Annotated in this window: 14 protein-coding genes; 11 read left to right on the forward strand and 3 right to left on the reverse strand. The window is 36.3% G+C overall.

What is annotated here, in order from left to right; all coding sequences use genetic code 11:
- Nucleotides 1–4 precede the first annotated feature (4 nt).
- Nucleotides 5–4,513, reverse strand: a complete 4,509-nt coding sequence (locus tag H5T44_01035) for a right-handed parallel beta-helix repeat-containing protein (protein MBC7080830.1) — start codon at nucleotides 4,511–4,513, stop codon at nucleotides 5–7.
- Nucleotides 4,514–4,650: 137 nt separating this feature from the next.
- Between H5T44_01035 and H5T44_01040 the strand changes: the two genes are divergently transcribed.
- The 11 genes from H5T44_01040 (at nucleotide 4,651) to H5T44_01090 (ending at nucleotide 15,044) form a co-directional block, all read left to right on the forward strand.
- A complete protein-coding gene (locus tag H5T44_01040; GenBank protein MBC7080831.1) occupies nucleotides 4,651–4,938 on the forward strand; it encodes an MTH1187 family thiamine-binding protein in 288 nt (95 codons plus the stop codon).
- Entirely contained in the window at nucleotides 4,935–5,885 is a 951-nt protein-coding gene (locus H5T44_01045; protein ID MBC7080832.1) for a replication factor C small subunit, read from the forward strand. Before H5T44_01040 ends, H5T44_01045 begins: the two co-directional genes overlap by 4 nt.
- Nucleotides 5,882–6,550: an endonuclease III gene (locus tag H5T44_01050; GenBank protein MBC7080833.1), complete on the forward strand. Its 669-nt coding sequence runs from the start codon at nucleotides 5,882–5,884 to the stop codon at nucleotides 6,548–6,550. Before H5T44_01045 ends, H5T44_01050 begins: the two co-directional genes overlap by 4 nt.
- Before the next feature lie 30 nt (nucleotides 6,551–6,580).
- The gene (locus tag H5T44_01055; protein MBC7080834.1) at nucleotides 6,581–8,464 is read left to right on the forward strand and encodes a hypothetical protein; all 1,884 of its coding nucleotides are present in this window, start codon (nucleotides 6,581–6,583) and stop codon (nucleotides 8,462–8,464) included.
- A 29-nt stretch (nucleotides 8,465–8,493) separates the two neighbouring features.
- Nucleotides 8,494–8,796: a hypothetical protein gene (locus H5T44_01060; GenBank protein MBC7080835.1), complete on the forward strand. Its 303-nt coding sequence runs from the start codon at nucleotides 8,494–8,496 to the stop codon at nucleotides 8,794–8,796.
- Complete coding sequence (locus tag H5T44_01065; protein MBC7080836.1) at nucleotides 8,793–10,538, forward strand: HAMP domain-containing histidine kinase; 1,746 nt, start codon at nucleotides 8,793–8,795, stop codon at nucleotides 10,536–10,538. Before H5T44_01060 ends, H5T44_01065 begins: the two co-directional genes overlap by 4 nt.
- Entirely contained in the window at nucleotides 10,535–11,575 is a 1,041-nt protein-coding gene (locus H5T44_01070) for a response regulator (protein ID MBC7080837.1), read from the forward strand. The genes H5T44_01065 and H5T44_01070 overlap by 4 nt, the downstream gene beginning before the upstream one ends.
- Nucleotides 11,576–11,636: 61 nt before the next feature.
- The gene (locus tag H5T44_01075; GenBank protein MBC7080838.1) at nucleotides 11,637–12,971 is read left to right on the forward strand and encodes a hypothetical protein; all 1,335 of its coding nucleotides are present in this window, start codon (nucleotides 11,637–11,639) and stop codon (nucleotides 12,969–12,971) included.
- 4 nt (nucleotides 12,972–12,975) lie between these two features.
- A complete protein-coding gene (locus H5T44_01080; protein MBC7080839.1) occupies nucleotides 12,976–13,986 on the forward strand; it encodes a transglutaminase family protein in 1,011 nt (336 codons plus the stop codon).
- Nucleotides 13,987–14,424 carry a hypothetical protein gene (locus tag H5T44_01085; GenBank protein MBC7080840.1) on the forward strand — a complete coding sequence of 146 codons (438 nt, stop codon included), beginning with the start codon at nucleotides 13,987–13,989 and terminating at the stop codon, nucleotides 14,422–14,424.
- Nucleotides 14,412–15,044 carry an MBL fold metallo-hydrolase gene (locus H5T44_01090; protein MBC7080841.1) on the forward strand — a complete coding sequence of 211 codons (633 nt, stop codon included), beginning with the start codon at nucleotides 14,412–14,414 and terminating at the stop codon, nucleotides 15,042–15,044. The genes H5T44_01085 and H5T44_01090 overlap by 13 nt, the downstream gene beginning before the upstream one ends.
- Here H5T44_01090 and H5T44_01095 read toward each other — a convergent pair.
- Both H5T44_01095 and H5T44_01100 read right to left on the reverse strand, forming a co-directional pair.
- Nucleotides 15,039–15,296, reverse strand: a complete 258-nt coding sequence (locus tag H5T44_01095; GenBank protein MBC7080842.1) for a hypothetical protein — start codon at nucleotides 15,294–15,296, stop codon at nucleotides 15,039–15,041. The genes H5T44_01090 and H5T44_01095 overlap by 6 nt on opposite strands.
- A gap of 23 nt (nucleotides 15,297–15,319) precedes the next feature.
- A complete protein-coding gene (locus H5T44_01100; protein ID MBC7080843.1) occupies nucleotides 15,320–15,898 on the reverse strand; it encodes a 50S ribosomal protein L15e in 579 nt (192 codons plus the stop codon).
- Nucleotides 15,899–15,902: the final 4 nt, after the last annotated feature.

Here is a 15,902-nt window from a genome sequence, read left to right on the forward strand (position 1 = left end):
AAATTTAAAGAAAAAGGGAAGAGGGTTTAGGATTTATTATGGTTACGCTTATTCTATCTTCCGCTGTCTGGCCACTGCTATCATATGCAATCACTTTTATCTCATGCATTCCTATTGCTCTTTCATCCCATGTCCATGAATATGGTGCACTTGTATCTGTGGATTTAAGAACATTATCAATATAGAATTCTACTTTTGCAACGCCTATAGTTGAGCTTGCAGTTGCTTCAATTGTTATTCCTCCTATTATTACTGGCATTGGCAATGGAATTATTTCTCTATCAAAGATATACAATGCATTTCTTGGTTTAACTATGCTCACTGTTGGTGGGGTTGGTGCTGTTATTGTGAATGTTCCATCACTTGTATCACTTGCCTTATTTCCAGCAATATCTTTTGCAATTATTTTAATCATGTAGTTGCTTCCATATGGTAAGCCAGCGGTATTCCAATTGTATGAACCAGTATTTGGAATATTGCTTGCTATTAAATTCCAGGTTAAGCCTGCATCAGCGCTATATAGCAAATCAATGCTTGCAACTCCTATATTATCGCTTGCTGTCCATCTTATTGTTATTGTTCCTCCTAATACCTCGCCACCATTTGGATATATTACTTTAACTGTTGGCGCTGTTTTATCTATCTTAAAGACAGTTATCTTTGCTGGTGTTTCAACTATTCCAGAATTGCTTATTGAATAATATTCTATTGTATGTGTTCCCTCTGATGTAAATGTAAATGGTCCAACATAATTCTGCCATGCTCCTCCATCAATGCGATAATATGTTTCTTTAACTCCGCATATGTAAGCAACGCCTACCAGGTTAATCTGCACATTGCTTACATACCATCCATTTTCACCCATTATTCCATCTATTGTGCAAGTTGTTATTGGCATTGAATATGCAATTCCAAAGCTGCAGGATTTAACTGGCTCCTCATTTCCAGGAATATCAACTGAATAGTATTCAACTGTGTAAAGCCCTTCTGTTGAAACATGTATTAAACCAGTATAAATTTGCCATTCTCCTCCATTTATTCTATATCTTGTATATGCAACTCCTTGTGGATCTGTTGCATACAGATAAATTGTAACTGGTCCAATATACCATCCATTTGTTCCAAGTGGTCCAAGGCATGAGCAAGTTGTTACTGGTGGCTCATTGTTAAACGCACAAATTGTATCCGGAATTGCTGGTGCATCTTCATAGTTTCCTAAATTATCCTTAGCTCTTGTATAGAATTGATAATATCCATTGCCTGCTGGGAAGTTAAACACCCATTGCCATGGTGGAATATTATCTGTTCCAAATAATGTCCATGCTCCCCATGTTGAATTATCCTCAGAATAGCGATACCAGAGCTCAACACTTCCTACACCGCATCCATCATCGCTTGCGGTGGCGGTAATTGTTAAGATCGTTGTCTGCCAGTATGGTGAAATTGGATTTGCATTGCTTGTTGGCTTTGTATCATCAACATTAACAACTTTTGATTTTTCTGTTTCAATGTTTCCTAAATTATCAATGCTATAGTAATAAATTGTATGTTCTCCTTCTCCTGTAATTGTAAATGGCTCAACATATTCTGTCCAATCCCCATCATCAATCTTGTAATATGTTATATATACTCCACTTCCTTCATCTGTTGCAGATAAAGTTATTGGAGTAGATGAAGTTATCCAATAATCCTCGTAGGAAGGTTCTCCAATTGTTAATGTTGTTTCTGGTGGAGTATCATCAACATTAACAACTTTTGATTTTTCTGTTTCAATGTTTCCTAAATTATCAATGCTATAGTAATAAATTGTATGTTCTCCTTCTCCTGTAATTGTAAATGGCTCAACATATTCTGTCCAATCCCCATCATCAATCTTGTAATATGTTATATATACTCCACTTCCTTCATCTGTTGCAGATAAAGTTATTGGAGTAGATGAAGTTATCCAATAATCCTCGTAGGAAGGTTCTCCAATTGTTAATGTTGTTTCTGGTGGAGTATCATCAACATAAACAACTATTGATTTTTCTGTTTCAGTGTTTCCTAAATTATCAATGCTATAGTAATAAATTGTATGCATTCCTTCTGTTGTAATTGTAAATGGCTCAACATATTCTGTCCAATCCCCATCATCAATCTTGTAATATGTTATATATACTCCACTTCCTTCATCTGTTGCAGATAAAGTTATTGGAGTAGATGAAGTTATCCAATAATCCTCGTAGGAAGGTTCTCCAATTGTTAATGTTGTTTCTGGTGGAGTATCATCAACATTAACAACTTTTGATTTTTCTTCTTCTTCACATCCTGACTTATCTATGCTGTAATAATAAATTGTATGTTCTCCTTCTTCTGTAATTGTAAATGGAGTGGTATATTCTTGCCATGAGCCAGTATCAATCCTGTAATATGTCTTATCTACTCCACTTCCTTCATCTGTTGCAGATAAAGTTATTTGAGTAGATGAAGTTATCCAATAATCCTCGTAGGAAGGTTCTCCAATTGTTAATGTTGTTTCTGGTGGAATGCTTCCGGTGGGTGTTTCCCACCATGGATAGAAATCAACATTATCACTTACATTATCTCCTTGCCCATCTGGATTTAAAGTTGGATGATATGGTCCAGTTGCATGGCCCCAGTAATTGTAGGTTGCATCGACCTCTACAGCTCCGACCTGCTTTAGGCCATAGGTGTTGCCCGATATGCTGTTGTAATTGGCTACCACGACACTCGTGTCATTAGTGAGATAACCGACATGTATGCCATAGTAGTTACCGGTGAGTGTGTTGCCCGTTATGGTGGCTTCTGTGCCAGGCTCATAGTAGTCGGTCACGAGAATGCCCGCGGACTTGGAACCGTCTGAGGCTACGCCCTTGCAATTCGTGATGGTGTTGCCGGTGATAGTAGCCTTGGCACCCCCACCAATTTCAATGCCGTAGTCCAGCCAGTCGCCCTCGCCCTTGCCGATGTAGGTGTTTCCAGTAAACTCTGCATTGGTAACACCGCTACCAAACGCCATTATCCCAATGCGTTGGATATTGGTAAGGGTATTGTTGCTTACCACCATGTTGTAATTGCCCATGACCACTATACCCCAACCGACATATTGCGAGTAGCCGATATTCTTGATGATGTTGTTATGAATGGTGCCGCTGCCCTTGGAACGGATAGCCTGACTAACATTCTTGCCTTCTCCATCCAGGGTCACATTGCTCAGGTTGAATTCCTTTCCATCCTGTACCAGGAACCATCCACGGGCGTCACCGGTTCCACCGGTATCCTGTGCCGGCTTGATAATAGTGGTTTCCTTGTTTTCACCAATGATGGTCAGGTTCTTGCTGATAACGATCTGCCCCACTTCTACGTAAGTCCCCGCCGACACATAGATGGTGTCGCCTGCGCTGGCGAAGTCAATGGCAGGCTGGATGGCTTCAAAGTGGTTGTTGGACAGATCCCAACCTACTGGTTTGTACATCCAGATGTTGCAGTCACCACGCTCTGTCCCATTCTTCATCGAGGTGAAGAACAGCACCATACTCGATGGCGTTACCGCCTCGGGATAAAAGTCCCACCACTTGTTTGAGCCATAGCTTCCTGCAGTAACATATACAGGATCGGACCAGCTAGATAGATCCGTCGAGGAAATAGTCATCAACCATTGGTGATCCTGCGCAAGAATGTAGGGAGCAAAGAACAGCCGCCAGGTTTCGCCATCTTTTACCAAGACTGGATCGTAGTCATCATTGGGTGTATCAATGACCAGTGTGCTCGACCACGTCTGACCATCCGACGAGGTTGCCAGGTAAATGCTCAGCGGCGGCCCGGCGCCGTACACCACGCGGAAAGTGCCATCTGCCTCCTGTAAAGCCCGTGGCGTGTAGGTATAGTCCAACGGATCGCCCACCAGCACTGGCAATGACCAACTAACCCCGTCATAGTAGCGCGCATGGATTCCTTTGTTGCTGTAGTCCATGTAAAAGACCCAGATCTTGCCATCGTTATCTACCAAAGCATCCATGTGGTTGTCAATGGTGGTACCCGTGAAGGCCGCCGTTGGGCCCTCCCAGGTGAGACCATTGTCCTCGGAGATGAAATAGTAGATACCTACCCCGTTCGCCGCATAGAAAACCCAGATTTTGCCACTGCTGTCCTGCAAGGCAGCAGGGGTGAACGCACCATGTGAACCCAGCGCTCCATCTGGAATCGAAGGCAAGCATCCCTCGCTCCAGGTCGTCCCGTTGTCGGTGGATTTGACGTAGCAGATGTCATATTTGTCCGTGTCCGGATCGGAAGGCGCGGGAGAAGTTCTGCCTCTGGCAAAGAACACCCACCACGTCCCATCCGCGGCCTTTAAGAAGCTCGGGTTGCGGTCATGGTAGGCACTGGTGGTAAGCTGGGCAGCCTGGCTCACCTCAATGGTGTTGCCAGTGTCTGCTCTTGCTTCTTTTACACAGCTCAAAGCTATCACTAACCCAACCAAAATCAGCCCATATATTACATATTTTCTTTTCATTTTTTCTGCCTCCTTTTGATAAAGATCAATATTTTAGAGATATATAAAGACAGCGATGAAAAGACCTTATTTAAATTTTCTATTTTCGAGCAATTTCAAAAATAAAAAGTTTTTAAACTTTTATCGCATTAAAATGGATGATTATTGCGGAATTTGCAATATTTCCAACATCTGAAGGTATATCAGTGAGCAAATATGTTAAAAGAGCAATAGAGGAGATAGAAAAAAGAGGACTTAAGCATGAAACTGGAGCAATGGCAACAACAATAGAAGCAAAAAATATTGATGAAATTTTTGAAGTAGTAAAGAGATCTTATGAAGCAATTGTTGAAATGGGAGCAAGAAGAATACACATAGATTTGAGAATCGACCATCGCCTTGATAAGGATGCAACAATTGAATCAAAGAAAAGGGCGATAAAATGATATGGACGGAGAAATACAGACCAAACAGGCTCGATGAAATAGTCGGGCAGGAAAATATAGTAAAGAGCTTGAAAGCATATGTAGCAAGCGGTAGCATACCCCATTTGCTTTTTGCTGGGCCTGCGGGAACAGGGAAAACAACCTGTGCAATTGCAATTGCCAGGGAATTATATGGTGAGAGATGGAGAGAAAATTTTGCGGAGCTGAATGCAAGCGATGAGCGTGGTTTGGAAGTTGTAAGAAGCAGAATAAAAAATTTTGCAAGAACAGCTCCAATAAGCAATGCCCCCTTCAAAATAATTTTCCTGGATGAGGCAGATGCTCTCACTCCTGATGCACAAGCTGCGTTGAGGAGAATAATGGAAAGATATACCGCTACTTGTAGATTTATTCTCTCCTGCAATTATAGCAGTAAAATTATAGAGCCAATTCAGTCAAGGTGTGTTGTTTTCAGATTCTCTACTATAAAAGGAGAGGATATGGAAAAATATATAAGGAAAATAGCGGAAAAAGAAGGTATTGAAATTGAGCCAGATGGAATGGCATCCCTTATATATGTTGCAAATGGAGATATGAGAAAGGCAATAAATATATTGCAGGTTGCTTCAAATGTATCAAAAGAGATAAATTCAGATATAATATACAGGGTTACATCTGTTCTTAGGCCGGAAAGTGCTCGCGAGTTATTGGAAATTGCTCTCATTAAAAAAGATTTTTTGATGGCAAGAGAAAAGCTAGATAAGATGTTTATGGAAGATGGATTATCTGGTGAAGATATAGTAAAAGGACTTCATTCCGCAATATTTGATCTTCCAATAAATGAAAGGCTTAAAGCAGAGCTGATTGATAGAATTGGAGAAGTGGAATTCAGGATTGTTGAAGGAAGTAATGAAAGAATTCAGCTAGAAGCATTTATTGCATACCTTGTTTCAATTGTGAGAAAATGAAGCTAACAGATGAAATTTTAGAAGAGTTAAAGAAATACAAAAAGTATTGGTGGAAAGATGACATAAATTTTGAGGAAATAAAAAAAGATCCTTATAAGCTCCTCATCTTTACAATTCTTTCTCAGAACACTTCTTCAGAAAATACAAGAAGAGCATTCATAAGTTTAAGTAAAAAATTTGATTTAATGCCAAGCATATTAGCAAATGCAAGCAAAAATGAGATTGCATCCGCACTAAAGCGAGGGGGCCTCCACAGGGTGAAGGCGGGCAGAATTAAAGAAGCATCTCGCTACATATGCGAGAAATGGAATGGAGTGATGGACTGGGTTTATAATTTGCCAAAGGAAAAACTAAGGGAGGAGCTCTTAAAAATACCTGGAGTAGGAGAAAAAACAGCGGATGTTATAGTCTCTTCAATATATGGGTATGAAAATGCATTTGTTGTAGATACTCATATGAGAAGGATTGCAATAAGATTGGGGCTTGCTGATGAAAGCTCTAGCTATAAAGAGATACAGGAGAAATTGAAGAATATTTTTCCTTGGGAAAAAATTGAAAATAAAGAAGAAGTTGCTGCTCTTTTCTGGCTTATGGCAAAATATACATGCAATGCAAAAAAGCCAAAATGCAATGAATGCCCTCTTGCAAAATTTTGCAAGCGTTAATTTTTAATATCCTTTATCCATTCATTAGACATGAAGAAGATAATTATTGCGGGGATAATAGGACTGTTTTTAGTAAGCGGTGTAATGAGTGCAACTCTCGCAGGATACAAAGATATAAAAACAAAAACAAGCAATTCAATAGAAAAAACATTTTACTTTTCTGAACCAGAAATTTCCAGAGATGGAAAATACCTGGTTGTTTCAGGCAATGGAATGAATTCTTTTATGATGGAAGGCTACCCAATTTTGCCATATAAAACTGAAATATTTAAATTCCCAGCTGGAACAAAGATAAATGTGGAATTTTCAACGGGAAATATAAATAAGATAAAAATTGATAACAAGGTAAAGCCATATCCATTTTTCACAAAAGCTTTAACAACTGGAAGAATTTTAATTGAAGAAGGAGATATATACAGTGAAGAAAGATTTCCAGATAATTTTGTTGATTATAGAATTCTTGCAGGAATTTACAATGGAGAGAGATGCTTAATTCTCTCTGTTTTCTTACACCCATACATTTATGAAATTAATGAAAATTCAATCATATATACTGATAAGATAAATCTTAGGATATCTTATGATGGAAATCCATTGCCAGCAGAAACATCAACATATGATTTTCTAATAATTTCTCCTGATGCTTGGCTTGATGAGTTAAGCACCTTTAAGCAACACAAGGAAAGCAAGGGAATAAAAACAATAGTAGTAGGGTTAAGTGAAGTTTATGCTCATCCATCCGCTGTGCATGGAAGAGATGATGCAGAAAAAGTGAAGTATTTCATAAAGAATGCAATTGAAGAATGGGGAATAAAATATGTAATGCTTGTTGGAGGAAGGCAGGGAGGAATATTCAATGAAAGATGGCTTATGCCAGTAAGATATACAAATCTTGATGATAGAAGTGGATGGGAAACTGGTTATTTAAGCGACTTATATTTTGCAGATATATATAAATATGAAAATGGCTCGATCGCTTTTGAGGACTGGGATAGCAATGGAAATGGAATATATGCGGAATGGAAGGGAATGAAAAAAGACAAGCTTGATTTGGTGCCTGATGTGTATGTTGGCAGGCTTGCTTGCAGAAGTAAAATGGAGCTAAAAATTGTTATTGAAAAAATAATTAAATATGAATCTGAAAATCAAGCGGGCAAGGAATGGTTCAAAAAGATGGTTGTTGTTGCGGGTGATACATTTCCATATGAGACCGATCCATATTTTGATGGTGAAGTAAGCACAGAAAAAGCTCTAGAATACATGAGTGGTTTTGAAGGATTAAAATTATATACTTCAACTGGCACACTCAGCAAAGCAGATGATATAATTAATGCGGTAAGCAATGGATGTGGCTTCCTGAACTTTGAGGGGCATGGCAATCCGATGAGCTGGGCAACGCATCCGCCATATGACGAGAGCACATGGATTGGGATAGATGTTACGCAGTTCCCGCAATTCTCAAATAAGGATATGTACCCAGTTTGTGTTATAGGTGGTTGCCACAACAGCCAATTCAATGTAAGCATTTTCAACTTGCTGAAAATTAAGCAATTATATGAAACATATTACAAATCTGAATGGAGCCCTGGATGCTTTGGAGAATGGATTGTTAGAAAAATAGATGGAGGTGCAATAGCAAGCATTGGCTGTACAGGACTTGGCTATGGACTGGTTGGCGACTATAACAAGGATGGAATACCTGATTGCATACAGGGCCTAGGAGGATGGATTGATATAGAATTCTTCCGCCTATATGGACAGGAAAAGAGGAGCATACTCGGAGAAATTCATTCACAGGCAATAGCAAACTATGTTGCAAATTTCCCGGTTATGAAAAATGAAATTGACTGCAAGACGGTGCAGGAATGGACTTTGCTCGGAGACCCAACATTGAAGATAGGAGGATATAGCTAAATTTTTTAAACCTCTTTCCTTTTTTATTCATGCATATATTTCAGCTCCTGCTCGGAATAATAACCTTAGCTTCCCTTATTCTGCCCATCTTTTCCTACATTTATTTTCTTAAAATAATGAAATTGATAAAGGTAAGGGTTGGAAACCTTATTTTCATAGCATGTCTGATAATGCTTATAGCATATTCTTTTTTCCTTTCACCATGGATTTTTATCGGCTCTGATATATATGAAATAAGGTTGCTTTCCTATTCCCTTATCTCCATTGCTTTAATTATCCTGAGCTATGCAGTAATAAAAATATATATTGCATGGAGGGGGCTAAAAATATGATTTTTTTCTTGAACATTTTTAATATCTTCCTATCCTTTCTGATAATATATTTTGCGATAAAGGTATATGCAAGTTACAGAAAAAAATACTTAAAATTTTTTATCCTCTCACTTCTACTCATCCCACTAATTTTTATTTATTCCATATTCGAATTCGCTCATTCTTTACCAATAGAGTGGATAATAGTTTATCCTTCTTTCATGTTAATTGTAGAATTAACGATAATAATTGGGCAGAAAATCTTAATCTCTTCTATAAAAAGTGAGGGAGAAGAGGAATATAAAATATTGCTTCGTGAAGATGTTGCAATGCTTAGAAGCTTTCAGAAATTATCAAACTACCTAATAGGTAAGATATCTCCTCTAATAGGAATAGAAAGCATAAAAAATATTTTGGATGAGACAACAAGTTTATATCCTTCTCTTGTAGGAAGCTATATAGGGATGGATGAAAAATTGCAGATAAAAACAATTGAAGAAAATATTGATAAAATAGAAAAAGAGAATATTGCAGAAGGATTTTTATATTTAATAACAAAACTTATTGAGATTTATTCCACATTTGTGCCTTATGAAAAGATAATCGAGGAAATAAGAGATGAAATAGAAAAAATAGATAAAAAGGTAGTTAAATGGTTTATCCCATTTGCATTCTTTAAGTTAGTTATGGAGCCATTGATAAGGAACTGCAGCATGGACGAAATAAGGGAAATAAGAATTTCTGTTGATATAGAAGGAATTAAAATAAATAAGAAAGGGGAGATAATTTTTCACAAAATTTATTCCTTCGGGGAAAATGAAAGAGAGGATAAATATATAGATTTTCTTGATAAATGCTATCCAATTTTTTTTAAAATTTATGGAAGAAATGCGGACAAAAAATTAACAGAAAATTTTAGAAAATTGCCAAGCAATATAAAGGAAGAAATGTATAGATATGATTTTATAAAGAAACTCCCGGAAAAAATTCTTGAAGAAGAAAAAATAACACTTATTAGCAGAGAAAAATCGCTGGAAGAGCTAATTGAAAGGCAGAAAAAGCTTGAAGAGGCATATAAAAGACTTTCTGAAGCAAAGCTTGACAAAATGAAATCAACTTTTATTGATACAATGGCACATGAATTAAAAACACCTCTTACCGCAATAAAAACATATAATGATTTGTTAAGCAAAGAAAAGCTCGGAAAATTGACAAAATCGCAGAAAGAAATTCTGGAAAAAATGTCAAAAAATATAGACAGACTGATAAAAATCATTGATGATATGCTTCATATTCCTTCTGTAGAAATGCAGGATTTAGAGCTTAGGAAGGAAAAATTTTATTTTAAAGAAATTATTGAAAACATAATCAGCGAGCTTGAAGAAACAATAAAAGATAAAAAACAGAAAGTTCATATAGATATAGGAAAATTATATGCAAAAGGTGATAAAAAATTGATTGAAAAAGCAATAAAGAATGTGATATCAAATGCGGTAAAATATACTCCCCCCAAGGGCTCAATCTTCGTCAGGGGCTTCAAAGAAGGGAATTATGCCCATCTAATAATAGAAGATACTGGAAGTGGCATACCAGGTGAGGAGCTCGAAAAAATTTTTGAACCATTCTACAGGGGCAAGAACGGGGGGGCGGGGCTGGGGCTTGCGATAGCTAAAAATATTGTCGAGGCGCATGGCGGAAGAGTATGGGCGGAGAGCGAGATTGGAAAAGGTGCGAGATTTCACATAGTTTTGGGATGCATATGATAAAGGAAATACTTTTTGTTGATGATGATGAGGAAATTCTTGAAGCGGCGAAAACATCTCTTGAAGTATATGGCTATAAGGTTAATACCGCTAAAAGTGGAAAGGAATGCCTGGAAAAAATTGATAGGGCGGATATTGTATTTCTTGATATAAAAATGCCAGGAATGGATGGTATTGAAACACTGAAAGAGATAAAAAAGAGGAGGGAGTTTTTGCCGGTAATAATGATAACCGCATATGCAACTGTAGATACCGCTATAGAAGCAATGAAGGAAGGGGCAAGTGATTACATAAGAAAGCCATTTAATTTTGAGGAACTTGAAAAAAGTATATTGGCGGTTATAGAGGATATAAAATTTAAGAAAATGGAAGAATTTCATGAAGAGGACTACATTGATATATTTTTAAATCTGGCAAAAGAAAGAAAGGGAATATGCATAGCGAGGGAATTTAATGCTTTGAAAGGTGCTCAAAATATAAAAATTATCCCCCTTGAAAGGGAGTTAAAGCCAAGAAAAATAGAAGAAATTAAAAAAGAACTAGAAGAAAATATGGAAGAGAATGGTGTTATTCTGCTCATGAATCTTGAATATATTTTGAACAATAATAATTTTCTGGCTACAAGAGAATTTCTTGATTGGCTTAACAAGAAAAGTGCTTCAAAGAATTCAAAAATTATAATATCTGCAAATTTTGAAAAAGTAGATGCAAAAGAAAGACAGATTTTGCAAGATTTAATAATAGATATACATCTGGGAATATTTTCAGAATCAATATCAAATTATATAAGGAGAAAAATAATAAGTTTGCTTTCAGATGGAGGAAGTTATCCTTTCACAAAAATAGCACAGGAAATAGGAATAGATGATAATCCAAAGCTCAGCTTTCATCTTAAAAAATTAAAAGATGATGGAGTTCTTGAGCAGGATAGTGAGAAAAGATATAAGCTATCAAAAATCGGAAAAGAAACAGCGGAATTTTTAAAGAGTATGAAAGAAAATAAGATGAAAAAACCTTTCTGGATGTCATTTAAGTAGAATTTAATTTTAATAAATTTTTTTTTAGAGAAAAATTATATTTATTTCTGGAATAAAAAACATGTATCTGATGGAAAATCTGAGGAAAGAGTTTTATTTAGAGGAGGAAAAATGGAAAAAAGTAGATGAAATAATTTATGGACTCGATGATTATTTCCTTTATGAGGAAAAGAAGATAAATAAATTAAGGTTAGATGCAATAAAGGAAGCTTTCAATTACCATTATTCAAAAAATCTTTTTTATCAGAAATATTGCAGGGAAAACAATGTTAGCATGGAAAATATAAAAGGTGAAAAAGATTTAAGTAAAATTCCATTACTGCAAGATAAATTCTTCAAAAGTTATCCTTCAGAAAATCCTAAAGAGCTATATGAATGGCTTTATAGAGTTTGTTCTGTAGATATAGGAAAATATGATTTCAATGGAAAATCTCTTCAAGATTTTCTCACATGGGCGGAAGAAAAATTAAACGGGGTTGTAACCCATTCATCAGGAACATCAGGGAAATTCAGCTTTATGTTCAGAGATGAGATAACAACAAAAAGAATGTTCTATTCAGCGGATAAGACCCTTCTTTTCTCGATAGCAAAACCAAGGGATAATGCTCAATTTGTATATCCCGGGCCAATAAAAACACATCTTACCATGGGAAGATGGATTTCTGAAGGAACAAAAATTTTCAATGAAAAAGACAGACATTTCTTAACAGAGAGGGCATTAACAATTGATATAGTTCGCATATTATCTGGACAAGTAAAAGGAATAGGGGACAAACTTAAATTTATGCTTATTAAAAAAGCAATGCAAAAAGGACAACTCAGGCTTATAAATTTATTGAAGGAAATTGAAAAAGAGAGAAAGCAAGTTTATATTCTTACGTTTCCATATCAATTAAATGATTTAATGAATTTAATGGAGGAAGAGGGATTTTATTTAAATCTTCCGAAAGATTCAGTTATTATAACTGGAGGGGGTTGGAAGATATATGAGGACAAGAAGGTTTCATCGGAGGAATTTGCAAAAAGGATAGAGGAATTTTTTGGAATAGATATAAACAATTATAGAGATGTTTATGGAATGTCAGAAATGAATGGACTTGCTCTCGAATGCGAAGAGAGATACAAGCATATTCCTCCATGGATTTATCCAATGATAATTGATGAAAATAATGAGATTAGCAATTGTGGAGAAGGAAGATTTATCTTCCTTGATCCTGCATCAAATAGCTATCCTGGATTTATAATTACAGGAGATGAGCTAAAACTGCTTGAAAGTTGCCCTGAATGCGGTAGAAGTGGATATGTTATAGAAGGAGAAATAAAAAGGGCAAAAGGTGAAGAAAGCAAGGGTTGCGGAAATTTAATGCGGGAAATAATAGCGGAGGAGATGAGGTGATATTATGGAAATTACAGATAGAGGAGATTTTATTCCCTTGCCCCTTCTGAAAAATTTTGTAAAAACATCTTTGCCCCTTTTTTATGCAATTGCGAGAAATCCTAAAGCATTAGCAAGAAATTTGAAGGCATGGAAAAAAAGGCTTTATATGCATAGAAACCCATGGGCTCATTTAGATGATGAAAGCATGTATGACAGCACAAAAATTTTGAAAGAAGATGATTTCAAAGATTTGCCACCTGTAAGGAATGAAAAATATCTTCGCCCTACAAGAATGTGTGAGTGTGATGCTCCAGAGATAAGAGCTTTTGCAAAAAAACTGGGAGCTTATGAGAAAGAGCCTTATGAATATGCAAAATCGATATTCTATTTTGTAAAAAATGAAAAATATCTTGTTTTTAAACCAATGGTGGGGGCTCTTGGAGTGCTGAAGAGCAAAGGTGGAGTATGCCTGGATCAAATGAACCTGCTGATTGCGCTGGCGAGGGCGGGCGGGATCAAGGCGAGATATCGCCTGTATGCACTTGCTCCAACACAGGAGCTTTTTGATTTGATGATAAAGGATGACCCTATAATAAGGGAGACATATGAAATGCTTGGATTTCTTGATTCATTGCATGGATGTGCGGAGCTTTATGTGGATGGAGAATGGATTCAACTTGACCCAACATTTTCAGATGCACTTGAAGCGGGTATGGGTATCGCGATTAGTGAATTTAGAGAAGAGCCTGAGTGGAGGATAAGGGTTCCAGAAAGAGATATAGTTTTTGAAGGATTTCCTGTATTTTTCAAAAATCTTCTTGTGGCAATGGCTCTTATTTTGAGAGATACTGTTGATAGAGTAAATGAAAAACTGGATGAAATAAGGGAAGAAGGAAGGAAAATAATTGAAGAAGTTGGTAAGGAAAAATATAATAAGGGCAGGAAAAAAGCAAGGATAGAAATTCCTAGTATTGAGGAAATAAAAGCATTTAGACAGCAACATGTTTTTATAGAGGATTTTGATTATAAATAAATGGATCTGAAGAATATAAAGGGTATAGGTATTGTTTATGAAAAAAAGTTGAGGGAGGCGGGAATTAAAAGTGTTGAAGAGCTTATTCTTTCAAACAGCGAATCACTCTCTTTAGCTACAAATATAAGCAAGTCAAAAATTGAAAAATGGAAGGAAGAAGCCAGGAAAATAGTTGAATATATAGAAGCTGAAGTAATTGAGGACATTTCAAAAAATTCTATTATTGAAATAGAGGATGGAAAGGCAAAGGTTAAGATAATGGAGATATGGCATGAAGCAAAAATATTTTATGAAAAAGATTCAGCTGAAAAAGAAGAGATTGCGGTCCTGATGGGAAATAAGCCAAAACTCTGGTTTGGAAAAAAATGGCATGAAAACATTCCTTATAAAAAGAAAGGAATTTTTGGATTTTTAAGGAGGAGAAAATGCTTAGGATAAGATGGCATGGCCATTCTTGCTTTTCAATCTCAAACAACAAAACAATAATCATTGACCCGCATGACGGCGTATCCATCGGCATCCCCTCACCCCGCATCAAAGCGGACATAATACTTGTTACACATGATCATTTTGACCATAATCAGGCAAAATTGGTTGAAAAGGAAGGAAGCATTGTTTTAAGGAGCGGGAAAAAGTTTGAGGAGATAGAAATTGAGAGCTTTTCATCATATCATGATAAGGAGAAGGGAAGGAAAAGAGGAGAGATTACAGTTTTCAAAATTAAATATGATGAAATAATTTTTTGCCATCTAGGAGATATAGGAGAAATAGACGAGAAATTGATAAAAGAGATAGGAGATGTGGATATTTTGTTTATTCCTGTTGGAGGAACATTTACAATAAATGCAAAAGAAGCTCTTGAAATGAGTAAAAAAATAAATCCAAGGGTTATTGTTCCAATGCATTATAAAATAGAAGGACTATCCCTACCAATTGATAGATTGGATAAATTCCTTGATTTAATTGAGGAAATTGAAGTAGTATATGTAGCAAATGAAGTAGAAATAACAAAAGAAGATCTGCCAGAAAATAAAGAAGTATGGGTATTCTCCCTATAATTCATCAATTTCTTCTTCTATTTTTGAAAAATATTCCTCATCAACCAATTTTATTATATCTTTTTCCTCTTTCTTCCATTCCAATTTTGTAATTTCATCTACCCTCCTTTCTATTTCTTCTATATCTATTTTCCCAATAAATTCATCTTTCCCCTTAAATAAAAGTTCTATCCCACAATATGGGCATTTACCTGTTATCTCATCCTCTACTATAAACTCTCCCTTACAATTTGGACAAATGGCAATTGGCATAAAAATATATAAAAATTAATTATTTATTCTTTCCTTTTATTTGCTTTTACACTTGGGCGGGCTTTTTCCGCTCCTTTGCCCCTATTTCTTAAGCCCCTCCCTTTCTTTCCCGAAGATGTCTTGCCTCTGAAAACACGTCCTCTTTCATCACAAATCCAGTTTATTTTCCTGTCACTTTTTATAACAGGATGACTTCTATCCACTAATATTGCTTCATAATAGTGATATTTTCCATCTTTGCCTATCCAATATGAATTCAAAACTTCCATATTTGGATACTTTCTTGCTATTCTTTCTTCCGCTATTCTTTTTATAGATTTTTTAGGAGTTATCTTATTAACCCCCATCTTTGAAGGCTTTCTCCCCTTATTTGGTCTCTCTTTTCTTCTTCCTCCCGCCCTTACTCTTGCCCTCACAACTATAAAACCCTGTTTTGCTTTATAGCCAAGAGCTCTTGCTCTATCCAACCGCAAGGGTGCATCTACTCTTACAATCGCTCCTCCTTTCCTCCATTCTATGAGGCGGTTCCATTGCGGGCTATTATAAGAGGTGTCAGGTTTTTTCCATGTATTTCTGAGATAGTGATAAATTCCTTTAGCCATCTGA

Source organism: Thermoplasmatales archaeon (assembly GCA_014361195.1).
Taxonomy (GTDB): domain Archaea; phylum Thermoplasmatota; class E2; order UBA202; family JdFR-43; genus JACIWB01.

Excerpts from the sequence above, each read along its gene's own strand:
- H5T44_01075 (MBC7080838.1), top strand. The coding sequence starts at position 11,637 with ATGTATCTGATGGAAAATCTGAGGAAAGAGTTTTATTTAGAGGAGGAA.
- H5T44_01095 (MBC7080842.1), bottom strand. The coding sequence starts at position 15,296 with ATGCCAATTGCCATTTGTCCAAATTGTAAGGGAGAGTTTATAGTAGAG.
- H5T44_01040 (MBC7080831.1), top strand. The coding sequence starts at position 4,651 with ATGATTATTGCGGAATTTGCAATATTTCCAACATCTGAAGGTATATCA.
- H5T44_01100 (MBC7080843.1), bottom strand. The coding sequence starts at position 15,898 with ATGGCTAAAGGAATTTATCACTATCTCAGAAATACATGGAAAAAACCT.
- H5T44_01035 (MBC7080830.1), bottom strand. The coding sequence starts at position 4,513 with ATGAAAAGAAAATATGTAATATATGGGCTGATTTTGGTTGGGTTAGTG.
- H5T44_01060 (MBC7080835.1), top strand. The coding sequence starts at position 8,494 with ATGCATATATTTCAGCTCCTGCTCGGAATAATAACCTTAGCTTCCCTT.
- H5T44_01055 (MBC7080834.1), top strand. The coding sequence starts at position 6,581 with ATGAAGAAGATAATTATTGCGGGGATAATAGGACTGTTTTTAGTAAGC.
- H5T44_01085 (MBC7080840.1), top strand. The coding sequence starts at position 13,987 with ATGGATCTGAAGAATATAAAGGGTATAGGTATTGTTTATGAAAAAAAG.
- H5T44_01090 (MBC7080841.1), top strand. The coding sequence starts at position 14,412 with ATGCTTAGGATAAGATGGCATGGCCATTCTTGCTTTTCAATCTCAAAC.
- H5T44_01070 (MBC7080837.1), top strand. The coding sequence starts at position 10,535 with ATGATAAAGGAAATACTTTTTGTTGATGATGATGAGGAAATTCTTGAA.
- H5T44_01080 (MBC7080839.1), top strand. The coding sequence starts at position 12,976 with ATGGAAATTACAGATAGAGGAGATTTTATTCCCTTGCCCCTTCTGAAA.
- H5T44_01045 (MBC7080832.1), top strand. The coding sequence starts at position 4,935 with ATGATATGGACGGAGAAATACAGACCAAACAGGCTCGATGAAATAGTC.
- H5T44_01065 (MBC7080836.1), top strand. The coding sequence starts at position 8,793 with ATGATTTTTTTCTTGAACATTTTTAATATCTTCCTATCCTTTCTGATA.
- H5T44_01050 (MBC7080833.1), top strand. The coding sequence starts at position 5,882 with ATGAAGCTAACAGATGAAATTTTAGAAGAGTTAAAGAAATACAAAAAG.